Source organism: Algoriphagus sp. PAP.12, assembly GCF_026652115.1.
In the GTDB taxonomy this organism is placed as follows: Bacteria; Bacteroidota; Bacteroidia; order Cytophagales; family Cyclobacteriaceae; genus Algoriphagus.
In genome coordinates, this window is the sequence record NZ_JAPPSQ010000018.1 from 40,383 (window position 1) to 56,328 (window position 15,946).

At 38.3% G+C, this 15,946-nt stretch carries 13 protein-coding genes; 9 read left to right on the forward strand and 4 right to left on the reverse strand.

Annotated features, from left to right (window positions below; translation table 11 throughout):
• Window positions 1–169 precede the first annotated feature (169 nt).
• Window positions 170–1,735, forward strand: coding sequence for an SRPBCC family protein (locus tag O0V13_RS17840; protein ID WP_268036346.1), 1,566 nt, complete (start codon window positions 170–172; stop codon window positions 1,733–1,735).
• A 12-nt stretch (window positions 1,736–1,747) separates the two neighbouring features.
• Here O0V13_RS17840 and O0V13_RS17845 read toward each other — a convergent pair whose 3' ends face one another.
• The 3 genes from O0V13_RS17845 to O0V13_RS17855 all read right to left on the reverse strand — a co-directional run bounded on the left by O0V13_RS17845 (window position 1,748) and on the right by O0V13_RS17855 (window position 6,221).
• Window positions 1,748–3,202, reverse strand: a complete 1,455-nt coding sequence (locus O0V13_RS17845) for a Dyp-type peroxidase (RefSeq protein ID WP_268036347.1) — start codon at window positions 3,200–3,202, stop codon at window positions 1,748–1,750.
• A 9-nt stretch (window positions 3,203–3,211) separates the two neighbouring features.
• Window positions 3,212–4,474 (reverse strand): hypothetical protein, encoded by a 1,263-nt coding sequence (locus tag O0V13_RS17850; protein ID WP_268036348.1) that lies wholly within the window; start codon window positions 4,472–4,474, stop codon window positions 3,212–3,214.
• A 394-nt stretch (window positions 4,475–4,868) separates the two neighbouring features.
• The gene (locus O0V13_RS17855; RefSeq protein WP_268036349.1) at window positions 4,869–6,221 is read right to left on the reverse strand and encodes an amidohydrolase family protein; all 1,353 of its coding nucleotides are present in this window, start codon (window positions 6,219–6,221) and stop codon (window positions 4,869–4,871) included.
• A gap of 262 nt (window positions 6,222–6,483) precedes the next feature.
• Between O0V13_RS17855 and O0V13_RS17860 the strand changes: the two genes are divergently transcribed.
• The 3 genes from O0V13_RS17860 to O0V13_RS17870 all read left to right on the forward strand — a co-directional run bounded on the left by O0V13_RS17860 (window position 6,484) and on the right by O0V13_RS17870 (window position 11,026).
• The gene (locus O0V13_RS17860; protein WP_268036350.1) at window positions 6,484–8,520 is read left to right on the forward strand and encodes a family 20 glycosylhydrolase; all 2,037 of its coding nucleotides are present in this window, start codon (window positions 6,484–6,486) and stop codon (window positions 8,518–8,520) included.
• Window positions 8,521–8,653: 133 nt separating this feature from the next.
• Window positions 8,654–9,850, forward strand: a complete 1,197-nt coding sequence (locus tag O0V13_RS17865) for an esterase (RefSeq protein WP_268036351.1) — start codon at window positions 8,654–8,656, stop codon at window positions 9,848–9,850.
• 15 nt (window positions 9,851–9,865) lie between these two features.
• Window positions 9,866–11,026 (forward strand): alpha/beta hydrolase, encoded by a 1,161-nt coding sequence (locus tag O0V13_RS17870; RefSeq protein WP_268036352.1) that lies wholly within the window; start codon window positions 9,866–9,868, stop codon window positions 11,024–11,026.
• Between the two features lie 60 nt (window positions 11,027–11,086).
• Here the strand turns inward: O0V13_RS17870 and O0V13_RS17875 are convergent, their stop codons facing one another.
• Window positions 11,087–11,797 carry a DUF3575 domain-containing protein gene (locus O0V13_RS17875; protein WP_268036353.1) on the reverse strand — a complete coding sequence of 237 codons (711 nt, stop codon included), beginning with the start codon at window positions 11,795–11,797 and terminating at the stop codon, window positions 11,087–11,089.
• 289 nt (window positions 11,798–12,086) lie between these two features.
• Between O0V13_RS17875 and O0V13_RS17880 the strand changes: the two genes are divergently transcribed.
• The 5 genes from O0V13_RS17880 (at window position 12,087) to creD (ending at window position 15,942) form a co-directional block, all read left to right on the forward strand.
• Window positions 12,087–13,145 carry a BamA/TamA family outer membrane protein gene (locus O0V13_RS17880; RefSeq protein WP_268036354.1) on the forward strand — a complete coding sequence of 353 codons (1,059 nt, stop codon included), beginning with the start codon at window positions 12,087–12,089 and terminating at the stop codon, window positions 13,143–13,145.
• 112 nt (window positions 13,146–13,257) lie between these two features.
• Window positions 13,258–13,866 (forward strand): hypothetical protein, encoded by a 609-nt coding sequence (locus O0V13_RS17885; RefSeq protein WP_268036355.1) that lies wholly within the window; start codon window positions 13,258–13,260, stop codon window positions 13,864–13,866.
• Between the two features lie 2 nt (window positions 13,867–13,868).
• On the forward strand, window positions 13,869–14,162 hold the full coding sequence (locus tag O0V13_RS17890; protein ID WP_268036356.1) for a winged helix-turn-helix domain-containing protein: 294 nt from the start codon (window positions 13,869–13,871) through the stop codon (window positions 14,160–14,162).
• 50 nt (window positions 14,163–14,212) lie between these two features.
• On the forward strand, window positions 14,213–14,539 hold the full coding sequence (locus O0V13_RS17895) for a hypothetical protein (RefSeq protein ID WP_268036357.1): 327 nt from the start codon (window positions 14,213–14,215) through the stop codon (window positions 14,537–14,539).
• 44 nt (window positions 14,540–14,583) lie between these two features.
• Window positions 14,584–15,942 carry a cell envelope integrity protein CreD gene (gene creD / locus O0V13_RS17900; protein WP_268036358.1) on the forward strand — a complete coding sequence of 453 codons (1,359 nt, stop codon included), beginning with the start codon at window positions 14,584–14,586 and terminating at the stop codon, window positions 15,940–15,942.
• Window positions 15,943–15,946: the final 4 nt, after the last annotated feature.

The following is a 15,946-nucleotide window of genomic DNA, read 5'->3' on the forward strand; positions in this document are numbered from 1 at the left end:
TTACTGCCTATCATTGATTCAGAATATTATTAGGAGCAGTATGCTAAATTTAATACAATATTCAATATATAAAATACAAAATAAAACTCCCAAGTATTATCTCCTTGAGCAAATTTTTAAGTACATTCCCTTAATCTTTTTATTTTTTTCAACCACATTTTAAAGGAAAATGTCAAGAACAAACGAAACTCCAAAAAAAATTGGCCATGAGTATGTTCAGGCGGATGAAGATCAAATTGCCTACAAATTACTTCAGGAATTCGAAGAGCAGGTCACCAGGATGTACAAGGACAAAAAAATGCTCCGACAAGTCCACACAAAAATGCATGGATGCGTTAAGGCGGTCTTTTCTATAGTAGAAGATTTACCTCAAGAATTAAAAATCGGAGTGTTTAAAGGTGAGATTAAAGAATTTCATGCGTGGGTCCGTTTTTCTAATGGAAACACCAAACCCCAGAAGGATAAGAAAAAAGATATTAGGGGTGTTGCTATTAAACTTCTGGGAGTCCCAGGTGAAAAAATATTAGACGATGAGTTACATGCAGAAACTCAAGATTTTTTATTGATGAGCAGTGAGACTTTTTTTGCAAAATCCATCAAAGAACTGAGTCGCTTACTCAATGCAATGACCTCTCCTAATTTTTTTAAAAGTAAATTATTCATCCTAAACCCTTTACTCTGGCCAATAATCGTTCGAGCTACAAAGAGTAAAGTGGCCTGTAAAAACCCAATAGATATTCCTTATTGGAGTACTCAGCCTTATCAATTTGGAGACATTGATCATGCAGTAAAATATCATCTTCGCCCCAGCCCATGTAATACTGTAGTGGTCGAAAATACGACTGATGAGAACTATTTGAGGTATAACCTTGCTCAAACCCTGCATGACAATGAGGCAAAATTTGATTTTTTCATTCAATTGCAGACTGATGCGGACGCAATGCCCATCGAGGACCCAACTGTTGCCTGGAGCTCCCAATACATCAAGGTGGCCACATTAACTATTCCACCTCAAATTTTTGACACCAATGCACAAATCGAATTTGGTGACAATTTATCCTTCAATCCCTGGCATTCCCTACCAGAACACCGTCCCTTGGGCGCATTTAACAGAGTGAGAAAAAGAGTTTATGAGGCAATGTCAAAATTCCGGCATCAATACAATAAACTACCTGATGCAGAACCAAAAGACAGTGACGATTTCCTAAAAGACATCAACGAAATAAACACAAAGGTCACTCTTGATCAGCAAGTTCCTTCCAAAGGAATTTTGTTTACCACTGCGGAAGTTATAGTCAACTGTGATAAAAAGAAGGCTTATGAATTTGTGGCTAGTGTAAATAAACTTTCGAGTTGGCTTTTGAAAGCAGGCCCAATCTATGGTGTTATCAAAGTAACGAAACTACGTGGCCATTGGGAAAAAGTAGGAGACAATAGACTAGTCGAGAGAGGAGACTCAGCCACCTTGGTTGAGGAATTGATTTCAGTTCATCCCTATTCAAACTATGCCTATCAAACAACTGAATTCAGTGACATTTTCAAGCATTTCACCAAGAAGACCTATGGACACATGTGGTTTGATACGGTTGATGATAAGACTAGACTTCGATGGGTCTATACTTTCACCTACAAAAACCTTTTATCAAGGATCTTCTTGTCTTTATTTGTCCCTATATTTTTGAAAAAATACCTTCAAAATGGCCTCAATAATGCCAAAGAGTTTCTGGAAGATTAGTGGAAGAAATTCTTAAATAGTCGAGAGATATCTCAGCACATTAATGGAAGGCAGGAAAAAATATCCACCGCCTTTGACAGTAATGACTCTTGGGATATTTTTCACTGTTTTGCTTACGGGCAAGTCCTGAATAGTAAAATTCTGTTCTTCCCCAGCTTCTAGTTTTTCCCTAGCTCCGATTATAGGATCCGGATCATTATATAGTTCCTTGTTTTTAGGAAGGTTTGACCAGGTGTACTGAAGAAATTCAAATTGACGACTGATATCTGCATTAAAGCATACAAAAAGCAGCCCTACTTCACCATTTGGTGTCAAATTCGTAGGAGACCCTTCGTAAATCTCCCCATAAAGGCGTGCTCTTCTGATAATTCTATGCTGTTTACTCAATTTTAGAGATTCTTTTTTGCCGTGATCATCCACATTATCTCTTGGATTTTGCCTTCTCAGATGAGATCCAAAGGGACATTTTAAGCCATCTTTATCGAATTTTGCATAGCCAAAATCATTGACCAAACTGGAAATACCCGGGTCTTTATCCGGAAAAAGTGTAATAGGAGCGCCATTTTGCCAACGTCCCATAAATTTAGCCCCGAGCTTTAGACTTTCTTCCACGTTGACTGTACCATCTGGGTTTATGGAGTTTTCATTCATAAAACTCCAGAATTTTTTAACATCCTGATCGAGCTGTCTCATGACCATAAATGTTCCGTCACGTCCCAAGTCTTTAAGACCGGATCCCCCTGCATCCGACGAGAGCAAATTCAGATCCCCTTGATCTTTTACTATCAGCGGTGTGTCGGGATAGACTCCAAATTCATTCTTATATCCAAACAAAAACTCTCCAGTCTTGATGACATCATCTTTATCACCTACTCTACCTGAGCCTTCGATAATCGGCTGAGAAATCCCATCTCTGAATCCGAAATGTTCCTTATTATTTGGTTGTGTCTTTCCATCTATAAAAAAGAGCTCTTTCATTCCATTTATCTCAAATTCTGAGGCAAGCTCCCTGTAATAGTTTAAGCAGACATCTTTATCCTTTTCTAAGTTATTTTCGAATTTCTTATCATTCCCGAAAATCATCAAACAAAGATGGATGGGTTCATTCTGTGGGGCACCCCAATTCCAATTCTCAGGGCTACTGCCATCCATATCTCCCAATAATCGAGACCTGTGTGGAGCAACCATTCCTTGACGAAACTCCCTGGAAAAGGCATCTAAATTTTCTTCATTTAATCCAAGAGCCTTTAATCCGTCATGAGTAAAAGACAAATTCAAGTGAGTTGAAGAGATTTTTGATTTATCATGAAAATGCTTCGCTGAGGTCATTTCTTTCCAAGCATTGGATAGCCATGCTTTAGTAGCTTTGGCATCTGTAATCCGCAGGTAAACAAACCTAGAGTATAACATATGTGCATACCCACGGATCAGGTAACCTTGGATATTATCAAGTTCGAGCAGTGTCATAGAAATCGGCTAAAAGAGTTTAAGAAATTTGGCAGCCCTTCGTTCTGAAAGAGTTTTCATCAACTGGACCCTTATCCGGGTATTGTTGTTGATATTTTTAATAGAAAGATCAGGATACGCTGAATACCAATAATTGGTAACCACTTCAGAATTACGGCTCCAGGCTAGAAAATATTCCTCTAGGTACGCCCCTCCAGTGATCAGAAAATTGGTTTTGGGGAAAACCTTGGTATTCGAAAAAATCCCCGTCAAACCCCAACCACTGTTATCAATGAAATCACCCAAATATTGCTGCCAGCTTCCATCAAAATTTGAGAAAAATAATACTCTGGAATTCTTTTCAAACATCACCCATTTGGCAAAGTGAATCGTAGGAATCCCCATTAATTTACCTTGGTTAAAAATAAATTTAATCAAGAAATTGGACAGCAAAAACATGAATTTGATAGATATCAAGCGCACATTCCCCTCTTTCATATCAACCAGTTGACTAAATTGGTTTTGATGTTGCCAATCCTCCGCAATTTCTAGCTCTTTTAAGAGCTCATTGCTTAACTGACTCCTTTTTCTGGTGAAGTTTTCATCTTTTCTCTCATAGAAAAAATGAACAATCAAGGCCCAAATAATCAATAAAGGCAATAGGGCTAAGAGAACAATTCCCAGAAAGAACATCCCTACGTAATTGATCCTAGGCATAGAAACACTTTGTTCATTCAGAAAGCCAAAATCTGGGTTTGAAAGGACTTGATCTTTAATTCGACTGTGTATAGTCTGAGCGGGAACCCCCTTCCAAGACTGCGAATCAATATATTCTCTAATGTAATTTCGAAGTTTCTTTTCCTTTTGAATTTGATCTACAGTCCTGCCCGGAGCACCTATATAAACTGCAGCATCTTTGATGATATGCCTATTGAAAAATGCGATTCTGTCTTCAGTAGTTATTGAGTTCAAGGTTGGATAATCTTTACAAAAAACATAAACAAGGTCGATGAGCATACCTGAATTGTCAAATAGCTTTTGAAGCATTTCATTTTTATTTCCATCATAATCCACTACAAACAATAATTTCGGTTCCCTTTTGACAGTATCGCCGATCCAAGATTTACCATGATCGATTACCACCCAGCGAGCATAATGGATAATTGCCGTCGCATCTAATTCCTTTGAAATACCATTCCTAGAATCCTTTTTGATTGCCTTGAGCTGATCTAACAATTCATGGATTTTTTCCGGGATGATGGGAACCAGAAAAGTTATAGCGTTTTGCTTCATATAGACCTGTTTATATCTATAACTAAGTTAAAATTCAAAAAACAAGCTGAGTCATAATTATTGCTTCTATTCCCCAACTCACTGACCAAAACTAAAATCTAGATGTTTTCAGCCATTCACGTTCAGATTACCATCGGAATATGAAGAACATCCTATTTTGACTTCAAATAAATAGGTCTTATCAATATAAAGTTAAATTTTCATACAAGCAATCCTACCAATAATACAGTTTCAATCTAAAAATAATTATACCCTTAAGGATAATCTATAAGAAAAGGGAGGTTTAAGTAAATCAGCAGAAAATCAAAAAAAATGAGATCTCCTCGAAAAAATATGAAACTCTATACTTGGATCAATATTCAATTAGTGTAGGCGTTCTATTTCATCTTAATCATCAATTTTCAGGGCCTAATTTCCCCTTTGCTTGATTTTTTAAATCTTGGGAATTATAAAACTTCCCTCCTTTGATGACTGTATGAACGGACCTTGTTCGGGTGATGTCTTCTAAAGGGTTTTTCTTTATGATAATCAAATCCGCCCAGTTTCCAGGCTTGATACTCCCTGTTTTATCTTCTATACCCAAAGCTTCAGCATTCTGTTGAGTGGCAAAATATAGCACATCCCCTTCAGGGATTCCGACCTCCACCATCGCTGCCATCTCTTTATGGATAAAAAATCCGCCGATTCCTGCTCCCAGATAATTATCCAATAAAAGTGGGCGATCTGTGCCCACGGTGATCAAACCACCGGCATCATAATACCGCTTGAGAATTTGTTGCTTCACCGGATAAATCAAAGCACCCAGTTCATTGAAACTTGAAGGCTTCTTTGATTTAATAATTTCTAAAGTAAATGGGGTGAAATAAAGGTCTTCAAATGCAAAATCAAACAAGGCTGGCGAATCAATCATTCCTATTGCTCCGTAGGTTGCCAAGGTTGCATCAAAATAAACTCCCTTATCAATGTATAATTGAATGATTTCATTCAAGCGAGGATCTTGTGGATCGATCTGCTTCAAGCTTTGATAAGCATCAATAGAATCCGCAAATAGCCTTCCTCCAAGAAAATGTTCCACACGATCTATCCCCATTTCAATAGCTTCCTGTGGGTTCACTGAGTTTCGAAAACCAGAGTTCAAATGTCCCGTCACAGTCAAGTCATGCTTATGAGCCTGATCAATCAAGACTTCAAGATCTTCTCCTGTGATACCTTTCGCCTTAAAGCCATAGGCTCCCTTTCCAGCCCATTCGTCTACTCTTTTGCGGATATCCTGCTCTGTAAAATCCAGATTCCAATCTGGCGCAGCTGTACCGAAATAAGGTCCTGAATGCAAAATTCTTGGCCCAGGAACCTGCCCTGCATCAATCCTTTCCTGTAAATCCCACATTTTTTCGGGCTCTATTTCTCCGGCAGGAAATGTACTGGTCACCCCATTTGCCAAAAAAATCTTAGGCATGGCCAAAGTATCATCATAGGCTTTCCCATCATAACTTACCCGATAATGGGCGTGCAAATCAATCAATCCAGGTAAAATGTAATCATCCTCTGACAGACTTTTCACCTGCCAATTCATCACTTTTTCATTCCCGGTCCCGAACTTTCCATTGACTATATAAATCGCTCTATTCTTTTTGAAGGTCTTGGTATCAGTATCAAAAACCCATCCTCCAGTTAAGATTTGATGTTGAGAAAAAACTGAATTGCACACAAAAAAGAAGATCAAATTGATCAAAAAATGCTTTTTCATAAAAGGATGGGTTTGGGTCAGATAAATCTTTGTCAATATACAATAATCAAGGTTTAGTAATAATGGAACCCCTCTGATTTCAATGTCATTCAGCTTTAGCTTAGTAAAAGGTTAAGATTATTTTTTAGATCAAAACATTTTAATTACTCAATTAAATAGAAGAATTCGAAATCAGTTTCGTAAAAATTTCTATTTAGTTTTCTGATTTACCCCGAATCTTGTTTTGTTTTACTTATTTTCGACTACTCAAATAACCCTTTCTATGAAAAAACTTATTGTTTTAGTCTGTTTCTCTTTTTTGGCTTTTTCATGTCAGAAAAATGAAGGCACTCCTGTTGAACTCCAAATTTTACCAAGTCCAACATCCCTAACAATTTCCGGAAATTCAGACCTGGATGTATCTGATATCCAGAAAGCCTATCTAGATGCCTATAACTATTTTGTTTCAGAAGGTAATCTGGACACCTGGAATAATGAATCAATTTCTTTCAACTTAGACCTTGGAAAAAACCTAAAAGAAGAAGCCTATGAATTGGAAATTTCAAGTGATCAGGTTTCTGTCATCGCCAGTTCTCAAGAAGGTCTTTGGTATGGTTTGATGACTTTGGGACAAATCTTGGAAGATTCCCAAGACCAAAACGCCAGTTTGCCGTTAGTTCAAATTTCAGACGAACCTTCACTTTCTTATAGAGCCATTCATTGGGATGTCAAGCACCATCTGGAAACAAAAGACTATTACTATGAAATGTTGGATAAGCTTGCCGAACAAAAAATCAATGCAGTTATCGTCGAAATTGAGGATAAATTAGCCTATAAACTAAAGCCCAAAGTAGGCTCCTCTGACGCATTTAGTATCGAGGAATGGAAAGCAATCAGTGACTACGCAAAAGCAAGAAATATAGAATTGAGTCCATTGGTTCAAGGGCTTGGGCATGCTTCTTTCATCCTCAAACATGAAGAATACATGGACCTGAGAGATAATCCTGAAAGTGACTGGGCTTTCAATCCATTAGATGAAAAAACCTACGAAGTTCAATTTGATCTGTATGAAGATGCTCTGAAAGCATTTCCATACGCTACCTATCTACATGTCGGAGGTGATGAAGTTCATACAACCGGGAGAAATAGTGGCAAATCTGCTTTGGAACTTCAATTGATCTGGTTGAATAGAGTCAGTGAATACGCAGACCAAAATGGCCTTACTCCTATCTTTTGGGATGATATGCCTCTAAAAAATGCCGGAGTGTATCAGTCTATTTTCAATGGAAATTTGACAGAATCACAAGTGGATAGTATCTGGACAAAACATGAACCCGAGCTTAATAAATATGTAGACATGTTTCCAAAAAACTGTGTTTACATGAGATGGAACTACAGCATTCCAGAATCACCGGGAAATGAAAGAGCCATGAAATGGTTTACAGATAATGGTTTCCAAGTGATGGGAGCCACTGCGGGACAGACTCGTTGGAATTTGATGCCTTTGGAAAGAAGTAATGCCAAAAACATAAGAGATTTTGCTTTGATTTCTATCAGAAATGGAGCCGATGGATTGCTCTTGACACTTTGGGATGATGATTCTCCTCACTTTGAATTATACGATAGAGGCATCACCAATTTCGCAGAATATACTTGGGCTGGTGAAAAAAGATCAATCGAAGAAATTCAAAAAGCTTTTAGACAAAGAACTTTTGGAAATGAGTTGGCTGATGATTCTTTTGAATTTATCGACTCTTTAGAATTGTCAGTGGCATTCTGGAAAAATGCATTGATTCAACCAAAGCAAGACAGAAACAGGCTTTATATGCAAGGTGACAATGCGATCAATTCTATGATAGAAATGCCCGATTTGGATTCTGTGGGTGCTTGGACTGTAAAGTATTCGGAAAAACTTCAAAAAGCAGCTGAAAATCAAAGACGAATTGAGTCAATTTTGGTACAAATTGAGAAATCAAAAAGGCTAGCTAAAAGGAATACATACAAATTGGAGGTCTACGAACAAGTGGCACAAATTGCACAGTTCTCCAACCGAACCCTCTTAACTTTGGCTGAACTGGACGAACCAAGTGGTGAAAAAAGAAATCAAGCCGAAGCCAAACTCAATGGATTGGCTTCTGAATGGAAAGCGATTGAATCCAAAGTAGAATCAGTCTATGGTAAAACTAGACAATTGAACAAACCGAAAGATTACATTTTGGATCAAGATCATCACCAACATTTAGCAAACCAAGGCATTAAGTTTACAGATTGGCAGTTTCGAGCAGAGCACTTGTTTATAGAAAAAGTTGGCTCGAGATAATCTATCCCTTGCTATTTAATCCAAGCTCCAGTGAATAACTGGAGCTTTATTTTTGCAGAAATGATCTCGATTCTAATAGGAATTGAAAATCCTTTTTTCTATTTTTCCACCTTGACACAATAGACCTAACCCAATGAATAAAAATAAGTTTCACCTTTTGATTGCTTTCTTTTTTTTGAGTCTTTCTATCCAAGCTCAGGAAGCATTATTTAACGCTCAACAAATTATTTCTCCCGAGATTCATGAGGATTCCTCAGTGACTTTTCGACTTTTCGCACCAAATGCAAATTCTGTCCAAATCACAGGCGACTTTTTACCAACTGTGAAAGTTGAAACTCCTCGTGGCACCATGGACGGGCCTGGCAAAGCGGATCTGATAAAAGATGAAAATGGAGCCTGGGTTTACAAGTCAAAAATATTGAAACCAGAGTTATATAATTATTCCTTCATAATTGATGGTTTCAACACGACCGACCCCAACAATCCTTTTTTGATTCGCGACGTAGCTTCCGCCACCAATATTTTTATAATTGGAGGAGGACACGCAGATCTTTTCGAAGTGAAAGATGTACCTCATGGAACTGTTTCCAGAAGATGGTATGATTCTCCAGGTTTAGAGATGGACCGTCGGGTGACTATATACACCCCTCCCGGATATGAAAACTCCAATGAGAAACTTCCAGTCCTTTATCTTCTTCATGGTGCTGGAGGCGACGAAGAAGCTTGGATCAATTTAGGAAGAGCCTCTCAGATCATGGACAACTTGATAGCTGAGGGTAAAGCAAAACCTATGATCGTCGTGATGCCCAATGGAAATGTAATTCAAGACGCCGCTCCAGGAGAAGGCAGCATGGGGTATTATAAACCACAATTTATGGTGCCTCAGACTATGAATGGACGATATGAAGCAAATTTTATGGATATCGTAAAATTCGTTGAGAGTAATTATCGAGTAATCCCTGACAAAGCCCATAGAGCCATTGCAGGCCTTTCAATGGGTGGTTTTCACACCATGCATATCTCACGGTTTTACCCAAACACTTTTGATTATGTTGGGCTATTCTCAGCAGCATTGATGCCTCGTGAAGACGCAACAGGAAAAGTGTATAGCAATATTGATGAAACCCTTCAAACCCAAATGGACAATGGCTACAAGCTCTATTGGATCGGAATAGGAAAAACTGATTTCCTTTACAATGCGAACAAAGACTTCAGAGATAAATTGGACAACATGGGGATGAAATACGAATACATGGAGACCGAGGGAGGCCACACTTGGAGAAACTGGCGAGTTTATTTGAGTGAGGTCGTCCCTATGCTTTTCCAATAATAAACCAATCACAACATGAACCTAAAACAACTTTCAATGGGAATTTGCCTGATACTTTTTTCAGGGACTTTCCAGTTTTCTCAAGCGCAAGAAATCAGTGCTATGCAAGCACCTCAGGTAGTTTCGCCTGATATTGCCGATAACGGATCTGTCACTTTTCGAGTTTTTTCTCCCAATGCAAATGAAGTTTCCGTCAATGGAAGCTGGATGGGTTTTCGAGAAACATTACCCCTGACCAAAGCTGAAAATGGAGTCTGGGAGGTAACCGTCGACCCACTTCCATCAACGATGTATCATTATAATTTCTTCATCGATGGAGTAGCCGCAATCGATGTAACCAATCCTCACGCTTTAAGAGATGGGACTAGATATGCCAGCCTATTGATGATTCCAGGTGAGGGAGCCAAGGTATTCCAACAAAACGATGTTCCTCATGGAAGTCTTTCTAAGGTTTGGTATGATTCCCCTTCCTTGGGAATGAAACGAAGAATGTATGTTTATACTCCTCCAGGATATGATTCGAGCAATGAATCTTACCCCGTTCTGTATCTATTGCATGGTGCAGGAGGTGATGAAGACGCTTGGTCTTCCCTTGGTAGAGCCAATTTAATCTTGGATAATTTGATCGCTTCAGGAAAGGCTAAACCTATGCTGGTGGTGATGACCAATGGAAATGCTTGGCAAAGTTCAACCCTGACTATGGCTCCTGGAGTAACGCCTCCAACTCGAGAAACCTATGCTCAATGGTCTGGTAAATTTGAAAAAAGTCTGGTTGAGGATGTAGTTCCATATATCGAGGATAATTACCAAGTAATAAAAGAGAAAGATTCTAGAGCAATTGCAGGCCTTTCTATGGGAGGTGGCCATACTATTACTGCCTCCACCACTTATCCAGGGACATTTGGCTATATCGGTGTATTCAGCAGTGGGATTTTTGACCCAAATACGAATATGGACGAAATGAAAAACAAGTTCATCGCATTGAAAGACTCAGGTGTAAAAGAATACTGGGTAGGTTGTGGAGTCGATGATTTCGTCATGGAATCCAATAAGCGTCTATTGAGCGTATTGGATGAAACGGGTTTTGAGCATGACTATCATGAAAGTGCCGGAGGTCATACCTGGGCAAACTGGAGAGATTACTTAGCTATTTTCTCACCAATGCTATTCAAATAAGAAACAATTAACCAATCTACCTATCGAGGCACGGTTCGTAAAAGGATCGTGTCTCTTTTTTTAAAAGTAATAAGACAAGCCTAAGTTCAATTGAAGCAAGTTAATATTCAGATTTGCTTTGGTCGAATTTTGTATTTCTGGCAAGACGTCCGGATCTGATGAAATTTTCTTTTTTTCGGTTCTCTCTATCCCGACTACCCCTACATTTAACTCAAAAGCAAAGCCTTGTTTGACTAAAAAAATCATTCCAGGCGTGAAGGCTATCCCATAGCTCCTTTCACTAATATCATAATCTTCCTTACTGTTTCCAGTTTCGGCAGTCTCAGTCCCATTACCAAATCCATACTCGAGGCCTGTCTGAGTGAAAATATAGAACTGGTTTGTTTGGCCTATCGGGAAATAATTCCTGATGAACGGGTTGAAAAACCAAGAAAAGACCTCTGAATCAGAGAGAGTATTTGGCCCGAAAGTATTGATTGACTCAGCTTCAGAAAGGTTAGAATCATAAGTTACACCCATTCCGACTGCAAAATTTTCTTTGAAAAAATAGCCTCCACCTGTATTGACCGAAGTTGAAGATGACTTGCTATATTTTACATTATCGAGGAGGACCTTCGAATTTTCTTTAGAATTCTGAGAATATGAAAAAAGGAGGCCTACATATCCTGTATTCTTTTCCAATTTTTTGGGAGCTTCATCAAATTGAGCTATCGCTTGGTTTGAAAAAAAAGACAATAAAATCAACAATAGGAAACTTAAAAATCGATTCATCTTAAATATGTTTTAGAATATTTTAGAAATTCACTCGTAGCGTAATTTACCTATTCCAATTCGGAAATTGAAAGATAATATTCACGTTATTCAACTAACAATCAAGCTATTTAAAGACCGGCAATTGAAATTCAAAACTAATTACAACAACATATGATCTAGATAAATGTTTGTGATTGATTAGTTAATTTCAATTTCAAGGAAGAGGGGATTTATAAGAAACTAAGGCTTCAGATAATATTCTTATTTTTAAGAGAAAACCAAATCCACCTTTTTATTAAAAAATGCCATGCGCTTATTTTTCATACCTATTTTACTCCTCATTTCTATTTCAAACTTCTCTTATTCTCAGGAGACAGATAGCCTTCCCAAGCAGAAAAAAGTGGAGGTAAGCGTCATGCCCTATATGAGCTACAACAGAAACTTAGACTTTATGATCGGTGTCATTCCCATGGGAATGTATCGGATCAATCCTTCTGATACTATTTCTCCGAAATCGCTTTCTGGCTTAGCCGCTGTTTATACTACGAATGGCTCTTATTTCATCTCTGTTTTTAACAAAATCTATCTGGATGAAGATAAATGGAGAATTACAGCCTTTGCGATGACCGGAGATAGGAACTCCCAATTCTATATAGATGACATGGAAGATCCCGGATTCTATGATTTTGGAACAGAAACCACCTATGCCATGGTTGGATTTCAGAGGCAGGTTTTCTCGGATTTTTATGCAGGATTCAATTATTCCTATACTCATCATTATACCGTATATGAAGATGATGTCCAAGAACCAAGTACCGTCAAAACAAATGGACTTCAATTTACCACTCTATACGACAATCGGAATTCAGTCTACTATCCGACCTCCGGAGTAAAATCCAACCTAAAATTAATTTCATTTCCAACTTGGTTTGGCAATGAAGTTCAAGCCCAAAAAATCACGGCAGAATTTAATGAGTATTTTCCTATGAGGAATGGTCATGACGTCCTAGCAGCCAGATTTGCAGGAAAATTCGGATTGGGCGATATCGCCTTTGAGCAGCAAGTTACTTTGGGAGGAAAAGACATCCGAGGTTATTCTCAAGGAAAATTCAGAGGAGATGGCTTGATTGCCGTGCAAGGAGAATACCGATACAATTTCAAAGAAGGAATGGGCTTGGTAGGATTTTTTGGCCTCGGCACCATCTATGGTTCTGATACGGAAGACTTTAATTGGAAACTCTACCCCGGAGCTGGAGTTGGGTATAGATATGGGGCGTTCAAATCTGTCAAATTTAATATCGGTCTTGATGCAGCTGTGGGAAAAGACGATTGGGGAATCTACTTCAGAATTGGAGAATCTTTTTAATCCCTGAGGAAACTCACTTTTCTACTTTTATTTAATTTTTGTAAAAATTTTCTAAGAATTTGATTTTGAATTAAAATCTTTATTTACTTTGTAATTCAAAGTACTTTTAAAAATGAGAAAACCCGAACAAGAATTAGCGGACATCAAGTCCATGATGGAGCGGAGCACCCGCTTTCTTTCTCTAAGTGGACTTTCCGGTGTCATGGCAGGAATATATGCTTTGATCGGATCCGGAATGGCCTGGTACTGGATAGAGGGAAGTCAAAGCCTTGGTGCTTCCCCAATATCAAATCATTTTGATCTTTTGAACCGTCTGTTGATTTTAGGATCGGTTGTTTTGATACTTGCTATTGGTACGGCTTTCATTTTTAGTAGAAAGAAAAGTCAAAAAAACGCACATAAACTCTGGACCTCAGCGAGCAAAAGATTCATGAGCGCCTTGTTTATCCCAGTGATTGCAGGTGGTTTATTCTCCTTTGGATTAATCCATGAAGGGTACTTCTCTATGATTCCGGCAGCTACTTTGATTTTCTATGGTCTGGGATTGATCAATGCTTCCCATTTCACTATCAATGAATTGAAAAATCTTGGATTAATTGAATTGATTATTGGGCTGGTTGCGGCATTTCATCCCGAAATCGGCCTCTATTGCTGGGCTGCAGGATTTGGAATGGCCCATATTATTTATGGCGCCATGATGTACTACAAATACGACAGATAAGCGTGAAAGGTAGTTACGATAAAGCATTTGAGAACGTCGTCAGACTTCGGGTCATGTCCATTTTGATGGTCAATGATCAGGTAGACTTCAATACGCTGAAGGATCTATTGGAGGTAACTGATGGCAATCTCGCTTCTCATCTCAAGAACTTGGAAAAACAGGAATACATCCAAGTAGAGAAATCTTTTGTAGGAAGAAAACCAATGACAAAATATGAGGCTACAGGTGAAGGAAAAACAGCCTTTCAAGCACATTTGGACTTCCTTGAAAATTTGATCAAAGAAAACAAAACTTAAAAAAATTTACCCATTCACTTTGAAACACAAAGTACTTTCCAATTAGCAATATGAAAAATCAACTGAAATCTTTGCTGGGGCTTGAAGCCAAGTCCCTCTTCCTTCCCTCCATTTTAGGGGCAATTATCCCAACATCCTTACTTATTTTCCTAATGGTCGCCAATTCCGAGTGCTATGAAGTTTGGATGTTTTTTCCATTGCTCATTATCCCATTTGGAGGAGCACTAGGAGGTATATTTTTCTACTTAATGGGTTTCCACTGGTTTCCGAAAGGCAACCAAAAACTCATGGCGTTGATTTTTAGCTGCTTCATCTACATTTTCATCATTTGGTTTTTCTCGGTCATGGCCTTCAATCTCACCGGACATTGGGATTAAAAAAACTTTAACTAAACCACTTTATACATTTTCAACAACAAAAAATGGAAAGACCATCTAACAACTCCGCTTTTAAAAATTTTCAGGATTGGATATCCAATTCCTCAAGCATCAAGCTTTTAGTAATTGGATTCATTGTGCTGATTCTCCTCATTCCACAATCTTATACCACCAATCTCATTGTAGAAAGGCAATTTAGACTGGAAGAAGCTGAACATGAGATCCGAGAAAAATGGTCAAGAGACCAAACCATTACGGGCCCATTTATCAGTTTACCTTATTTTGAATTGAGTGAAATCGAAACTAAGGATGAAAAGAAAGTCATCAAGGAGCTCAATACCGCCTATTTCCTACCTGATCAATTGGAAATCAATGGAAACCTGGAAACGGAATCTCTACATAGAGGAATTTTTGATGTCGCAGTCTATACAAATAAGATAAATTTCTCGGCCAAATTCCTCCCTGTGACATTAGAGAAACTGAACATTCTACCAGAAAATGTACAATGGGATCAAGCTAGTATCCTCATTGGAATTAGTGATTTAAGAGGAATCAGTGGAGATACTAAACTGCTGGTGAACAATGAAGAATTATCTCCAGAACCTTTCACTGATTTCAAAACCAGTCAAAAAGGATTACTTGTCAGTCTGGCTCTAAATCCTGAAAACAATTCTGATTTAATTTTCTCAGGGACCTTGGATATCAAAGGCAGCAAGGATTTCTTCATTGCACCTGTGGGAAAAACAACCAATCTGAGTCTATCAGGCAATTGGCCCAATCCAAGCTTTCAAGGTGAGTTTTTACCTGAATCCAGAAATATCACAGAAACCGGTTTTGAAAGTAGTTGGAAGGTTCTTCACTTCAACAGACCTTTTGGACAGGAGTTTATAGGCTCCATCCCCAACTTTGAGTCCAGTACATTCGGACTTTCATTGGTCAATCCTGCAGATCAATACCAGCAAAGTATCCGCACCACTAAGTATGCATTATTGATTATTGTCTTAAGTTTTCTGTCACTTTTTATGATGGAAATTCTCACCAAAAAGAGCATTCATCCGGTCCAATACACATTGATAGGCTTTGCCTTGGTTCTCTATTATACTCTACTGATAGCTCTCTCCGAACACATCGGTTTTGGTCTTGCCTATTTGACAGCGACGATTGCAACTGTAGGATTGCTTGGACTTTATGCCAAAACTCTTTTTCCAAAATTCAAGCAAACAGCCATTTTCACGGTCATACTTGCTGTATTCTACACCTTCATTTTTGTGATTATAAAGCAACAAGATTTCGCTTTGCTATTGGGAAGTATTGGTCTTTTTGTCGCCCTAGCAACCACGATGTATATATCCAGAAAAATCAACTGGAACAATAATTCTCCTGCATTGACGCAGGCATCATAAAAAC

Bases quoted from the DNA above. Each gene is read 5' to 3' on its own strand.
- O0V13_RS17880 (WP_268036354.1), top strand. From the start codon at position 12,087: ATGCGCTTATTTTTCATACCTATTTTACTCCTCATTTCTATTTCAAAC.
- O0V13_RS17895 (WP_268036357.1), top strand. From the start codon at position 14,213: ATGAAAAATCAACTGAAATCTTTGCTGGGGCTTGAAGCCAAGTCCCTC.
- O0V13_RS17855 (WP_268036349.1), bottom strand. From the start codon at position 6,221: ATGAAAAAGCATTTTTTGATCAATTTGATCTTCTTTTTTGTGTGCAAT.
- O0V13_RS17860 (WP_268036350.1), top strand. From the start codon at position 6,484: ATGAAAAAACTTATTGTTTTAGTCTGTTTCTCTTTTTTGGCTTTTTCA.
- O0V13_RS17850 (WP_268036348.1), bottom strand. From the start codon at position 4,474: ATGAAGCAAAACGCTATAACTTTTCTGGTTCCCATCATCCCGGAAAAA.
- O0V13_RS17865 (WP_268036351.1), top strand. From the start codon at position 8,654: ATGAATAAAAATAAGTTTCACCTTTTGATTGCTTTCTTTTTTTTGAGT.
- O0V13_RS17845 (WP_268036347.1), bottom strand. From the start codon at position 3,202: ATGACACTGCTCGAACTTGATAATATCCAAGGTTACCTGATCCGTGGG.
- creD (WP_268036358.1), top strand. From the start codon at position 14,584: ATGGAAAGACCATCTAACAACTCCGCTTTTAAAAATTTTCAGGATTGG.
- O0V13_RS17875 (WP_268036353.1), bottom strand. From the start codon at position 11,797: ATGAATCGATTTTTAAGTTTCCTATTGTTGATTTTATTGTCTTTTTTT.
- O0V13_RS17870 (WP_268036352.1), top strand. From the start codon at position 9,866: ATGAACCTAAAACAACTTTCAATGGGAATTTGCCTGATACTTTTTTCA.
- O0V13_RS17840 (WP_268036346.1), top strand. From the start codon at position 170: ATGTCAAGAACAAACGAAACTCCAAAAAAAATTGGCCATGAGTATGTT.
- O0V13_RS17885 (WP_268036355.1), top strand. From the start codon at position 13,258: ATGAGAAAACCCGAACAAGAATTAGCGGACATCAAGTCCATGATGGAG.